Origin of the sequence: Brevibacillus sp. JNUCC-41 (genome assembly GCF_014844095.1) — a bacterium.
In the GTDB taxonomy this organism is placed as follows: domain Bacteria; phylum Bacillota; class Bacilli; order Bacillales; family DSM-1321; genus Peribacillus; species Peribacillus aracenensis.
Map to the genome: position 1 here is coordinate 2,042,358 of NZ_CP062163.1, position 13,828 is coordinate 2,056,185.

At 41.5% G+C, this 13,828-nt stretch carries 11 protein-coding genes; 7 read left to right on the forward strand and 4 right to left on the reverse strand.

The genetic code is table 11. The features are described from left to right. Positions 1-144 precede the first annotated feature (144 nt). Positions 145-2,055 (forward strand): N-acetylglucosamine-specific PTS transporter subunit IIBC, encoded by a 1,911-nt coding sequence (nagE, locus tag JNUCC41_RS10200; RefSeq protein WP_192207502.1) that lies wholly within the window; start codon positions 145-147, stop codon positions 2,053-2,055. Between the two features lie 586 nt (positions 2,056-2,641). Here the strand turns inward: nagE and JNUCC41_RS10205 are convergent. Continuing rightward, positions 2,642-4,375 carry an AAA family ATPase gene (locus JNUCC41_RS10205; RefSeq protein WP_192207503.1) on the reverse strand — a complete coding sequence of 578 codons (1,734 nt, stop codon included), beginning with the start codon at positions 4,373-4,375 and terminating at the stop codon, positions 2,642-2,644. 249 nt (positions 4,376-4,624) lie between these two features. Between JNUCC41_RS10205 and def the strand changes: the two genes are divergently transcribed. Next, the gene (gene def / locus JNUCC41_RS10210) at positions 4,625-5,203 is read left to right on the forward strand and encodes a peptide deformylase (RefSeq protein WP_048688779.1); all 579 of its coding nucleotides are present in this window, start codon (positions 4,625-4,627) and stop codon (positions 5,201-5,203) included. A gap of 41 nt (positions 5,204-5,244) precedes the next feature. Here the strand turns inward: def and JNUCC41_RS10215 are convergent, their stop codons facing one another. Further along, positions 5,245-5,946, reverse strand: coding sequence for an SGNH/GDSL hydrolase family protein (locus JNUCC41_RS10215; RefSeq protein ID WP_192207504.1), 702 nt, complete (start codon positions 5,944-5,946; stop codon positions 5,245-5,247). 131 nt (positions 5,947-6,077) lie between these two features. After that, positions 6,078-7,592 (reverse strand): MDR family MFS transporter, encoded by a 1,515-nt coding sequence (locus JNUCC41_RS10220; protein WP_192207505.1) that lies wholly within the window; start codon positions 7,590-7,592, stop codon positions 6,078-6,080. A 129-nt stretch (positions 7,593-7,721) separates the two neighbouring features. On the opposite strand from JNUCC41_RS10220, the gene JNUCC41_RS10225 reads away from it, so the two are divergent. The 4 genes from JNUCC41_RS10225 (at position 7,722) to JNUCC41_RS10240 (ending at position 12,355) form a co-directional block, all read left to right on the forward strand. Further along, positions 7,722-8,201, forward strand: coding sequence for a MarR family transcriptional regulator (locus tag JNUCC41_RS10225; RefSeq protein ID WP_192207506.1), 480 nt, complete (start codon positions 7,722-7,724; stop codon positions 8,199-8,201). Positions 8,202-8,381: 180 nt separating this feature from the next. Next, entirely contained in the window at positions 8,382-9,227 is an 846-nt protein-coding gene (efeO, locus tag JNUCC41_RS10230) for an iron uptake system protein EfeO (protein WP_192207507.1), read from the forward strand. Further along, positions 9,228-10,514, forward strand: coding sequence for an iron uptake transporter deferrochelatase/peroxidase subunit (gene efeB / locus JNUCC41_RS10235; protein WP_192207508.1), 1,287 nt, complete (start codon positions 9,228-9,230; stop codon positions 10,512-10,514). Positions 10,515-10,600: 86 nt separating this feature from the next. Next, positions 10,601-12,355 carry an FTR1 family iron permease gene (locus JNUCC41_RS10240; protein ID WP_192207509.1) on the forward strand — a complete coding sequence of 585 codons (1,755 nt, stop codon included), beginning with the start codon at positions 10,601-10,603 and terminating at the stop codon, positions 12,353-12,355. A gap of 43 nt (positions 12,356-12,398) precedes the next feature. On the opposite strand, the gene JNUCC41_RS10245 is transcribed toward JNUCC41_RS10240, so the two are convergent. After that, positions 12,399-12,824, reverse strand: coding sequence for a DUF4395 domain-containing protein (locus tag JNUCC41_RS10245; protein WP_192207510.1), 426 nt, complete (start codon positions 12,822-12,824; stop codon positions 12,399-12,401). A gap of 483 nt (positions 12,825-13,307) precedes the next feature. Between JNUCC41_RS10245 and JNUCC41_RS10250 the strand changes: the two genes are divergently transcribed. Continuing rightward, positions 13,308-13,739, forward strand: a complete 432-nt coding sequence (locus JNUCC41_RS10250; RefSeq protein ID WP_228467645.1) for a MerR family transcriptional regulator — start codon at positions 13,308-13,310, stop codon at positions 13,737-13,739. Positions 13,740-13,828 lie beyond the last annotated feature (89 nt).

Below are 13,828 nucleotides of genomic sequence, written 5' to 3' on the forward strand. Positions count from 1 at the left end.
CAAGTAAATTGGTATAGACATCTATATATTTTCTGTGCTAGTATAATCCAAAGAAAAGTTATTATATTGATAAAATGAAAACGCTTTATACTTCTCATTCAACAGAATCAATAGAAGAAGTTAGGAACAAGGGAGATGAGTTCGATGTTGAATTTTTTACAAAAGATTGGTAAAGCTCTTATGCTGCCAATTGCTGTTTTGCCAGCAGCAGCTATATTGCTTCGCTTAGGTCAGCCAGATTTACTTGATATTGCATTTATGGCGGCCGCGGGAAAAGCGATTTTTGATAATCTTGCCTTACTATTCGCTTTAGGTATTGCAATAGGATTATCTAAAGACGGTAGCGGTGCCGCGGCATTAGCTGGTCTTGTTGGTTACTTTGTTTTAACGAATGGAACACAAGCAATTAATAAAGATATCGATATGGCTGTTTTAGGCGGTATTATATCGGGTATAGTTGCAGCTCTTCTATATAATAGATACTCCGACATAAGACTCCCTGAATGGCTTGGATTCTTTTCAGGGAAAAGGTTCGTCCCAATCATCACTTCGCTGGCGATGATTATACTTGCGGGAATATTCGGTTTTGTCTGGCCGCCAATTCAAGATGTAATCAATAGTGTTGGAGACTGGATTACAGGTGCAGGGGCATTGGGTGCCGGCGTATTTGGCGTATTGAATCGCTTATTGCTTCCAGTAGGATTGCATCATGTCCTGAATAGTATGGTTTGGTTTGTTTTTGGTGAATACAATGGAGCGACAGGTGATATAAATCGTTTCTTCGCAGGGGACCCGACAGCTGGGCCCTTCATGACCGGCTTTTTCCCAATCATGATGTTCGGACTTCCAGCAGCAGCATTAGCGATGATTGCAGCTGCTAAGAAGGAGAAACGTAAACTGGTAACAGGGATGCTTGTTGGGTTAGCTTTCACTTCTTTTCTTACAGGAATCACTGAACCTATTGAATTTCTATTCATGTTCATCGCACCGGTGTTATATGTAATACATGCCCTTTTAACCGGTGTCTCTATGGCTCTCGCTGTTATGTTAGATATCCATCATGGTTTTGGATTCTCCGCAGGGGCCATTGATTATTTCTTGAACTTCGGCATTGCGCAAAAACCGCTATGGTTAATACCGATTGGATTGGTATACGCGGTCGTTTACTTCGTGATTTTCTATTTTGTCATCAAGATCATGGATTTAAAAACACCTGGCCGTGAAGACGATGAGGAAAATGTGGAAGAAGAAACTATTGTGAAAACAGGGGATAAATATACCGATATGGGATCGCTTTTCATTCAAGATCTTGGCGGTAAAGAGAATATAAAGATAATTGATAACTGTGCAACGCGCTTGCGTTTACAAGTGGCCGATTCAGGAAATGTGAATGAAGCAGCTTTAAAAAGGCATGGTGCGCGCGGTGTCATGAAGTTGAATAAATCGAGTGTACAAGTCATTGTTGGAACGAATGTCGAATTCGTTGCAAATGCAATGAAACAACTTGTCAAAAATGGCGTCGACCCAAGCAAAGTGAAAACAAGTCCAGCTGCACAAGTGGCAGAGGATAAAATGGAAGAAAACCAAGCTATGGGTGCAAATGACTTTGTCCTTCCAATTGAAGGAACCGTTTTACCGATCGAACAAGTTCCCGATCAAGTGTTTGCCATGAAAATGATGGGGGATGGCTTTGCTATCGAACCTGTCAACGGAAAACTAGTATCCCCAATTGATGGGGAAGTTCTAAGTATTTTCCCGACAAATCATGCACTCGGATTGAAAATGGATAATGGTCTGGAAATCCTGATCCATGTTGGGTTGGATACAGTTAAACTAAATGGCGAAGGGTTTACATCTCTTGTGCAGGAAGGTCAAAGAATAACAAAAGGAACACCTCTTTTGGAAATTGATTTAAATTTCATAAAACGGAATGCACCATCAACGGTCACTCCTATTATATTCACTAACTTACCTGAAGGAACGGCAGTGAAGTTGCAAAAGTCAGGGATCCAGAAACAAAATACACCAGATATCATCCGGTTGGAAAAACTATAAAACGTGTCAAAAAAGGGGTGTCGACTTGTCGGCGCCTTTTTTTTATTGGATGAAACTGCTTCTCTGTATACTTCTTACTGTGATAAATTGTCTTAACCAAAACAAATGGGTGTCCCATTGGCAGCAGGATCTATCATGACCCTTGCGTGAATACGAAAGACTTCTTCCAAACGGCAGGTGTAATTATGCCTGGGGTACCTATTTTAATGATATCTTCCTTCATTCTGAACGATATTATGATTTCACTCTGCCTGTTGTGGTCAGTGAGTTACCTGTAAGACCAGACGGAAGTCCATGGCCTTCGCATCGAGGAGCGGAAAACTTTCTGAAATTCATATCTGCCAAGGGGATTGTATTTGAGCTGCCATCGAATATTTGATTTTGATTAGGAAAGGGAGTGTCAAGGTGGTCAAGAGGAGGAAAAACCGTAAAAGGTCATATCGCGTTGACTAGTATGAGGAATATCCATCTGGTTAATTCATTTCTTTGTCCTGCGGCCATATATGATAAAAAAAAGAGCCTGTTCGATTGGAAACAGGCTCTAAAAATTATATTAGGTACTTATAAGACTCAACGAAAAAGAGTCTTAAGCATTCGAGCATATGCCGGTTATTTCTGAAGCATCAACGATACGCTGAACCTCTGATCCTTCAAGTGTCTCTTTTTTCAATAACTCTTCAACGAGCTCTTCATATTGTAAGCGATTCGAGTCAATCAACATTTCCGTTTCAGAAATCGCCTTCGTGAATAATTCCTGCATCTTTTGCTCCTTCTCACCTTTATTAAAGGTGAGGGTAAATCCATCTTGAAGCATTCCGGTATCGACCATTTGTTCAAGCAGATGCTTCGCCTGTTGTACATCTCCGCCTACACCGATGCTATGTTCTCCTAAATACATTCTTTCCGCCACGCCACCTGCTAAGATCATTTTGACTTGATCAAGCAATTCACTGGCTGTTGCCAGATGGAGTTCTTTTGGTATTGGCGCTACATATCCAAGGGCTTCCCCACGCGGAATGATGGTCGCCTTTCGAACGGAACCGGGCTTTGTCAAAGCGGCAATCAGGGCATGTCCACTTTCATGAATGGCCACGCGCCGCTTCGTATCCGCATCATTCAAGGTACGTGATGTCGCTCCAAGTATCGTACGGTCAATGGCGTAATCAAGGTCCTGCTTACGAATCATGTCCTGTTCATTCCTCAGGGCATGACGTGAGGCAGTATCGAACAGGGAGCTTAAGTCAGCGCCGGAGAAACCGGATGTACTTTCAGCCAACTCATCCAGGGAAGCCAGGACATCTGTCGCTAGACGCTTTCCCTTCGTATGGATATCGATGATTTCCTTTCTTCCTTTTGTATCTGGAAGTGGAACTTGGAAAGAAAAATCGATCCTGCCCGGACGTAGAAATGCCTCATCGAGCATATCTTTCCGGTTGGTCGCTGCAATGAATAAAATACCTTCATTTGGATGGCCTCCATCCAATTGCACAAGCAGTTCAGTTAACGTTTTTTCGCCTTCTTCCCCGCCATGAGCTTTCCTTTTACCAGCCAACGCGTCCACTTCATCGATGAAAATAACGGCTGGCGATTGCTTACGTGCATTTTGGAAAAGGCTGCGGACACGGGCTGCACCGACACCAACAAACATTTCGTTGAAGGCTGAACCGCTCGTTGAGAAGAAGTTTGCACCAAGCTCTTTTGCAATTGCCTGTGCAAGCAGTGTTTTCCCCGTTCCAGGGGGGCCATATAATAAAATGCCTTGAGGCGGCTTAATTCCAATTTTAGCTGAACGTTCAGGTTCCTTCAGTGTAGTGAGTGTCTGTAGGATTTCCTGTTTGATTTCGGATTGCAAACCGCCTACATCATCCAAAGTTATCTCTGGCAGGGGTTTTGGGGTGGAAAGGCTTTGTTTTTTACTGCCGATCCGCAATCCGTTCTTTGATTTTTTCTGTATTATGACACCGGTTGTGACGAGAGCCGCCATTAATCCGCCTAAAATCCATAATGCAGATTTATTAGTTGATGAAAAAGAATATTGAACGTTATAAGTTTCGACAAGTTTATTGATCATTTGACTGTTGGGAGGAATATTGGAAACATATTCTCCATCTGGCGTGGAGATGTGAAGAGTGCCATTTCTTTTTTCTTCAATGGTGACAAGGGCTCCATTTTGGGCTTTAATCGTCTTTTCTACCGAAGAAAAGGGAATGACCATATCCTTTGACTGAGTAACAACATACCAACTGACTCCAGCGATTATCACAATGAGAGCCGTAAGGAACGGCAGCAATTTCGAAACTAATTTAGAGTTCGAGTTCAATTTTTCATCTCCTTTAAGAGTATATATCCAGTATAAAATTTTTAAACATGTAATCTATAGGTCTTTGTACCTTAAAATAAAGGTAAATAATGTGAAATGCAAGAAATAATATTTATTATGGAAGATTAATGAGTCCGGAATTTTGAAATATTTAATCTAACCAGCATATTAGACTTTTTAAAAGCGAAATGCTAAAGTGAAAGGGTCTAAGTCATGAAAAAATAAAATGGTAGAAGAGTGTGAAGTTCTATGAGTAAATTTATAAAAGACTATATGATTACGATGAAGGATATCGTTAGAGAAGGGGATCCCATTCTGCGTCAGGTAACGGATGAAGTTAGCCTGCCGATTTCGGATGAAGATCGTGAAACGTTGGAATGCATGATGCAATACCTGAAAAATAGTCAGGATCCAAAACTCCAAAAGAAGTTCAACCTGCGTGAAGGAGTTGGGTTGTCTGCAAATCAGATAGGCTTGAATAAACGCATGTTCGTCATGTATTTTCCCGACGAAAAGGGGAAGCTGTTTGAATATGCCCTTGTGAATCCGAAAATCATCAGTCATTCGGCCACAATGATCTATTTACCGCAAAGTGAAGGCTGCCTTTCTGTCGACCGTGATATTAAAGGATATGTACCGCGTTATGAACGGGTTAAAATTAAAGCGTTGGATGGTAATGGCGAGGAAATAGAGATGCGGCTGAAGGGCTTTGCTGCAATCGTTTTTCAACATGAGTTAGATCATTTAAACGGGATGATGTTTTATGACCGGATCAACACCGAAAACCCTTTCAAGCTTCCGGAAAATGTGGAAGTGAAAAGTCTGTAAGGCCAAAAAAAGGCAAAGCGCCATGCTTTGCCTTTTTTTCGTTATGGCTGAGGAAGAATATCTTCTTCCATATGCTTTTGCAAATCACTGAATATGGCCATGCTCATTTGCTGGTATCCTTCTGAAGTGAGGTGGATGCCATCATCACTAATCAAGCGCCCTAAGTCGCCGGAGGATTTAATATAGGAACGGACATCAATCAAAGGCACCTTCAGTTCCTCTGCAAGGTGTTTCAATTGGCGATTATACATCCCATGCCAATGTTCAATACCACCGACATGGGAAACGAAATGCCCGATCGAATGACCGAACTTATCAGCAATGGATCTGTAATACCTGGCAGGGTCAAGTGGCGGGAGAGTTAAAAGGAATGGTTTTACATGCTTGCCCTGAATCTGCTTGACAAGTTGTGTGATATTATCCAGGTAGCGTTCGATTGGAACGATGGGCTCATGGTCACCTTCTGGATTCTTGGCTACTTCATCCCAATGGAAGTTACAGTCGTTTCCACCGACCTCGATTAATACGATATCGGGATTTTCCGACATGACGTCCTTCTCGATTCGGCTAACCAACAGGTCGGAGTTGTCATTGAAAACCCCTTTATTCAAGACTTCCACGAATGGCAAAGATTCTGTTAGCTTAGCTAAAGAGTTCGGATAATTTTCTTTAATGATGCGAAGGCGCCCCTTAACATAAGAAATGCCCCTTGTTAAACTGTCACCAAAACATACGATTTTCAAACTTCTCACCTCGGTACGTAAATGTGTTACTTATATTTTAGTTGTGGAATGATTTTTCGGCAATCTTCACCTCCCATTAATAGAAGGGAGATGAAAATAACAAAAAGCGCTGCAAGTGCAGCGCTTTTTGTTTATTGTATTGATTCCTTTTTTGAAGCTGTTTCCACTCTTGTTTTTCCCATGAAGAACACAGTGATTGCAGCAAGACCGATCGGAATGAGGGCCAAGGTGAAGATCAATGAAATCGAATCGGACATTGCATGAACGATTTTATCCAGGATAAAGTCCGGAATCTCGGCACGTGCATCCGATTGGAAGAGCTGCCGTGGGTCATCCATCAATCCGGCTGTATCCGGACCTCCTTGCATTCCTTTAAACGCATCCGTCATTTTACTTTGGAATACATTGGTCTGAATCGCTCCATAAATCGTTACACCGAGTGTCATCCCAAATGAACGGAGGAATGAGTTTGTGGAGTTGGCCGACCCCCTGAATCTAGGTTCCAAGTTGTGAATGGACGCAATAGGCAAAAGGGAGAAGGAAAAGCCCATGCCAAATCCAGTCAGAATCATGTACAAAGTTAATAAAGTCCTGCTGGTATCAGGGGTGATGGTCCCTAATAGAAGCATTCCTGCAAAATAACAGATGACGGAAATCGTCATTAAGTTGCGAAAGCTTGTTTTTGTATTGAATATCCCGCCAACTGCACTGCCGAATACTGAACCAAGCATCATGGGAGTGAGGATCAATCCTGCATTTGTTGCGGAACCGCCGTAGACTGCCTGGACGAAAATCGGGATATAGACGGTTAAAATAATGAATGTGCCGCCATAAAGAATGGCTAAAATCTGAGAAGTGGCAAATAATCGCCTTTTAAACAGCCATAATGAAATGATTGGATCTTTTGCTCTTTTTTCGAAAAAGAAAAATGAAACGAAGAAAACCACGAAACTGGCAAACAGGCCTATGATAGGAGAGGAACTCCAGCCATACTCCCCGCCCAGTTCGAGAGCGAACATTAAGCTGATAACGGCAATGACGAGAGTTGCTGCGCCACCCCAGTCAATTTTTTGTTCTTGTGTGTTGGGTGACTCCTTGTAATAATTCCAGATGAAAAATAAAGAAATGACACCAATCGGAACATTGACGTAGAAAATCCAGTGCCAGCTGGAGTATTCAGTAATATAAGCACCTAAAAGCGGTCCCAATACACTTGAAGCCCCAAATACAGCGCCGAAAAGGCCAGTTAATTTCCCGCGTTTTTCAGGTGGGAAAATATCAAAAATGATCGTAAAGGCTATAGGCATCAAAGCGCCTCCGCCTATCCCCTGGATTGCACGGAAGATACTTAACTGCACGATGCTCTGAGCCATGCCGCATAATGCGGAACCGACCAAAAAGACTATAAGTCCAAAAATAAAAAACCGCTTTCTTCCATACATGTCGGAAAGCTTACCGAAAATCGGCATACTTGCCATCGTGGCGACCATATAGGCAGATGTCACCCATACAAACTTATCGAACCCGCCTAAATCAGAAACGATCGTTCCCATTGCAGTCGCAACAATCGTATTATCCATTGCTGACATCAAGATACCCAAAAGTAAACCGGCAACAATGAATTTTTGTTTTTTTTGAACGTTCATTTATTTTCCTCCTTCATATCAACCAGCTAATGAATTTCCTTTACATGGTTGAAGGGTAAACGTTAAGATGAAACAAAACATTTATCTTGAAAATCAAGATAAATTTAAGTGTAAAAGGGGTGGCATTTTATGTCAAGCGATAATGGGGTGAATGCAGCTCTGTTAGAGAGTTTAACACAAAGATTGCAGCGGTATGGTATGAGGTCCGTTTTATTTCAACAAAACATGGCCCAGAAAATAGGGGTATCCCATACGGACTTAAAGAGTGCTGAAATATTGAATGAAACAGGACCGATTACAGCTGGTGAATTATCCAAAATTACAGGATTGAGTACGGGATCGGTTACGGCCCTGATCAATCGCCTTGAGAAATCCGGTTATGTTAAAAGAGAACGAGATCAATTGGATGGAAGAAGGGTCATGATTGTGCCGATACCGGAAAGACAGGAACAGATTAAATTGCACTATCAATCGCTTTCTGTGGCCACCAAGGAGTTATGCTCCGCTTATAATGAGCAAGAGCTAATATTGATCAATGAATTTGTTGTGGATATCACGAAAATCATGGACAAAGAAAATGACAAGTTAATGAGTGAGCGTGAAAGGTAGCTGATTTATAGGCTGCCTTTTTTATTTTTAGCCAGCTGGTGGCTTATCATCCGATAGGAAAAGGAATAAGTTTTTGGAAGAGAATGCATAATGTCATGTTTCCATTAAAATATATATTGATAATGAATTTCATTATCTGCTAATATGAATCTACAAACCATTTCAAAGGGAGAATACAATATGAAGAAAGCAAAAGCGTCATTAGCAGTCTTACTATCAACCAGTCTATTATTTGGCTGTGCGCAGGAAAAGGAAGGAACTAAACCGGCAGACGATAAGGCCAAAGAAGTGAGTGCGAGTAAGCTTGATGGTGTATCTAGCGAGTACCGGGAATATGCCATTGGTGAAATAGAAGAGTTCGTAAACGCAACGGAAGAATTCACTACGGCCGTATCTGCCGGTGATATTGAAAAGGCGAAGGAATTATACGCACCAGCACGGATGCATTATGAGAGAGCGGAACCCATCGCTGAAGTTTTTGGCGATCTTGATCCCAAAATCGATGCGCGTAAAGGGGATGTCAAAGATGAAGAATGGGGCGGTTACCATAAGATTGAAATGGGATTATGGGAAGAAAATACAACAAAAGGATACGAAAAGTATGCAGAGCAATTAATGAGTGATGTTAATTTGCTTCGTGCTAAAGTTGAAACGGTTGAGGTGACACCCGATTTGTTGATCACGGGTGCGGTGGATTTATTGAATGAAGTTTCCACGAGTAAAGTGACAGGAGAAGAGGACCGATACTCCCATACCGATTTATATGATTTTGTGGCAAATGTTGAAGGTGCAGAGAAGATCTATGAACTGCTTACTCCAGCTTTAAAAGAAAAGGATGCGCAGCTTGCTGCGGAAATCCAAAAACGTTTTGACGATGTGTACGGCTTGCTTGAAAAGCATAAGGAAGGGAATGGCTACATCTCATATACGGATTTAAAGGAATCTGAAGTCAAAGAGCTAAGTCAAGCAATTGATGCATTAGCTGAACCACTTTCGCAAATAGGGATTGTAACGGAGGAATCTTAATTGAAAGAACATACACCGAAAGATGAAACCGGACTTTTTACAAAAAAGGTGAGTCGTCGAAATATGTTGAAAACGGCAGGAGTCGGTGGAATCGGAGTCGTGATAGGGGCATCCGGTTTTGGCGGGCTGCTGACACTTTCTGAACAAAAGGCGAAGGGACAAACTAAGGATATTGTTCCTTTTTATGGAGCGCACCAAGCTGGTATCACCACTGAAGCGCAAGATAACCTTTACTTCGCATCATTGGAAGTAACCACGGATAAAAGGTCAGACTTAATTCAGTTATTTAAGGATTGGACAGAGGCTGCGGCTCAGATGACAGCAGGGAATTTGATTGGTGATACATCACTTAATACGAATATGCCCCCAAAGGATACGGGGGAAGTGAAAGAATTATCACCATCCAATTTAACGATCACTTTTGGCGTGGGTCCGACCCTTTTTTCGAAGGATGGCAAAGATCGATTTGGTTTGAATTCAAAAAGACCTGCTGAATTAAAGGACCTGCCCCAATTCCCTTTAGATGCTTTAGAAGAAGAATGGAGCGGTGGGGATATTTGTATTCAAGCATGTGCAGATGATCTTCAAGTGGCTTTCCATGCCGTCCGGAACTTAGTGAGGATCGGCAGGGGGAAAGCGATCATTCATTGGGCACAAACAGGATTTCAACGGACAAAGCAAGCCGATTCACAAAAAACGACACCGCGGAACTTATTCGGGTTTAAGGATGGGACTGTCAATCCGGATACGAATGATAATAATGAAATGAATGAGCATGTTTGGGTGAAGGGTGAGGACGGTCCTGACTGGCTTGTTGGAGGCAGTTATATGGTGGTGCGCCGAATCCAGATGTACATTGAAGTTTGGGACCGGACTATATTGAAAGAACAAGAAAATACGTTTGGCCGTCATCGCGACAGCGGAGCCCCACTAGGAATGAAGCATGAGTTCGATACCGTGGATCTCGAAGCTAAAGACCCAAATGGAAATCGGGTCATTCCAGAAAATTCGCATATGAGTCTTTCCAGGGGGGACGGAAAAGCAAAGATATTGCGGCGTCCCTATTCATATGCAGATGGAATGGATCCTAAAACGGGGAGCTTCAATGCCGGCTTGTTATTCATTTGTTTTCAGCGAAACCCAAGTAAACAATTCATACCCATACAAGAACGACTGGCGAAAAGTGATAAGCTCAACGAATATATCGTTCACAGGGGCAGTGCCATGTTCGCTTGTTTACCAGGTGTGAAAAAGGGTGGCTATATCGGGGATTCCCTTTTTGGATAAATATAATTTCAAATGAGGACGTGAAAATCGCCAGCATGGATATTATCCAGTTGGCGATTTTAGTTCATGAATAAGGAGGGACCACTATGACGGTTTCTAGATGGAAGAGTGGGATATTGGTTTTAGTCGTCAGTCTTTTATTTCTTTCGACTGATATAAAGATGGTTTCGGCGGGTGAAAACCATGATCAGCTTTTTGTTTATATTGGCGATAGTTTAATGAAGGTAAAATCCGGCGACCTTGAGGGAGTATCGAAGAATATCGATCTATTCGAGCAAGATTGGAAAACGATAAAAACGGACAGCGAGAGTGCGAGGAAAGTCGACGAGAAGCTATCCGCTGTAAAAAGTGCTGTGAGCGACCAAGCCTCCACAGGTGAAATCAAAAAGCGATTATCGGCATTATCAAGTACTCTTGTTATTTATGATACAAACGAAAACCCTGTGGACAAGACGGACTATAAAGAACGGTTACAAGCGATACTTCCATTAATAGATAAGTTGGAGGCTTTGATAACTGAAGGTGACATTGATCAAGCCAAAGTTCAATATAACAATCTCCTGAATCAATGGACCGATGCAGAGGTCATTGTCAGGGAGAAAAGTGTTGCTACATATGGTGAGTTTGAAACGAAAATGGCCTTTGTGCGTATAGCGATTACCCAAGACCCACCTGATCCGGAAAAAGCCCAAAAAAATTTAACTGAATTGAAGGGTCTAATCGAGGATTTCCTTGCTGGTAAAGTTGAAGTGGGAAGCCAGAAAAGCACCTATTCACTTGGGGATGTAACAGAACTTTTACAAGGAAGTGCAACGGATATCGAAAAGGATGACATCAATTCTGCCGTTGATAAGCTAAATGAAATCTTAACAATTTGGCCCAATGTAGAAGGGGAGGTTTCCACAAGGGACAGCAAGCTTTACAGCGATATGGAAACGAAAATCCCGACAGCAATCAGCCTATTGCAATCGAAAAAGGTAAAGGCGGATGAAGCAAAGGGAATCGTATCCGATTTAAACACAAGGTTACTCCCTTTAATTGAGGATACGGGTTATACAACCTGGGATGCAGCTCTGATCCTTCTACGGGAAGGGTTGGAAGCACTCTTGATTGTAGCTACATTACTGTCTTTCCTAAAGAAAATCGGGCAAGCGGACAAACAAAAATGGATTTGGACAGGGGTTGCTGCGGGTTTAGTTGCCAGTTCCATATTAGCGGTCATAATCAATATCGTTTTCTCTCAGATCACGGCTGCTTCAAGCCGGGAATATATTGAGGGAATCACTGGTATTATGGCAGTATTGATGATGTTGACAATTGGTCTTTGGCTTCATAGTAAATCGAATGTCCATGCATGGAACCAGTATATCGGCAAGCAAATGAACCAGGCCATTGCGACGGGGAGCATCATCTCATTCGCTTTAATCAGTTTTCTATCCATATTCCGTGAAGGTGCCGAGACGATTATCTTTTATGCTGGAATGGCTCCTTATATGGAATTAAAACAGCTGCTGAGCGGGATTTTCCTTGCCTTCCTCATTTTAGTAGTGATCGGTTTCATCATGCTGCGATACAGTGTGAAATTACCGATGACCCTATTCTTTAAAGTGGCAACGATACTCATATATGCCCTGGCTTTCAAGATTCTTGGAGTCTCTATCCACTCACTTCAGGTTTCTCAAGTGATACAGACAAATACGATCAGCTCTTTCCCATTTGTAGAAACGATAGGTCTTTATCCAACAATGGAAACGCTGGTACCGCAAGGTGTATTATTATTGCTGATTGCATTGGCCACCATTTGGGTCAAAAAGAGTAATTCCACACGTACAACCGAATAATAAAATGGGACTGACGAATGTCAGTCCCATTTTATTTGTGGTATTAACGAATAGATCGGCGATAGGAATAATGCTTCCATTGATAAAGGATAAAGCAGCCGATGCAGAATCCAAGAATGGCCATGAGAGAAGCCATTCCAACCATCAAGGTGAATATATAACCGGTAGCATTCCACCCCAGCAAGAAAGAAGTGAATCCAAGTCCTAAGCAAAAGACTGCTATGGCTTGGTTGAATCGTTGCTGTGAATGATCTTCAGGAATATAATCGGAGGGTTTCTTTTTCAGAAAGAGCTTGGCCAGACGCATCACTGGATTGAAATCAAAGAGCATACCCAAAAGTCCTGCTGTTAAAGGAATCACTAATATCCACATTTGTCCCGTTAATAAGGCGGTGGCTACGCTTAACAAAATGACCCATTGATTCGTTCGTACTAAGGGACGGGGAATGGAACGGATTTCATTCGTCATAATAATACCAACTTTCCTTATGAGTTTTATAATATTTTATCTTTATTATAATCACTTGTGAAGTGGAAAGCTAATAAAATAAAGACAAATCCTACCTTATTTATAATTATTTTAATTTAGTATTGATTATCATTATAAAAGTAGTATAATAAATAACAAGCAATTAAAGTGAGGAGGACAGTATAAATGGTAGCAAAAGTTTGTGAAACATGCGGAACAACAATAAAAAGGCTAAAGCATTCTTCCCTATGCCAATGCGGTCCTAAGATATTGAACAATCAATTCTCAGTTAAAACAAAAAAATAAATCTGTGGATTAAATGATAAAATTAAACCGATTATTCAATTAATCGGTTTTTGTTTTTCCATTGAAGGGTAAAAAGAGGGTAATAAATATTTTTCATTTCAAATAAAATAATGTACGATTGAATAGAGTAAAACGTCATGGAGGAAATGACATGCTTTCAGTTTGTCAAACCATCACGTGACGGTTAGGAGGGGTTATGTTGGGAACGAGACTTTAAAAATTGGCGAGTTGGCGGAAATGGCGAACGTTACGAAACGAACCGTAGATTATTATACGAACCTAGGCTTGCTTAAAGCAGAACGTTCCGCCTCTAATTACCGTTATTATTCAGTCGGTGAACTTGAAAGGCTCCGCCGTATCGAAGGATACAAAAGAGAAAACCTTTCATTGGAAGAAATTAAAGAACTACTTAAAAAGGAAATGGAAGCCGCATCAGCAATTGAGGAAAAAGGTCTTCAACTCAAGAATAAAATGGATGGCCTGAACGAGGAACTTCAAGAATTCATCACCTTGATTGAAAAGGATGGAAAAAGTGAGCTTCTTCTAAAAAAACAGGTATCCAGTGAAAGCATGGCCTTGATCCAATCATTACTATTGTTGCTGGTATGATTAAAATTTATCTCTATAGTTTTATGCACGAAGGTGCATATTAACGAATATAGGCTAAATGGTTTTGGTTCATGTTATAAGGCAAAAAT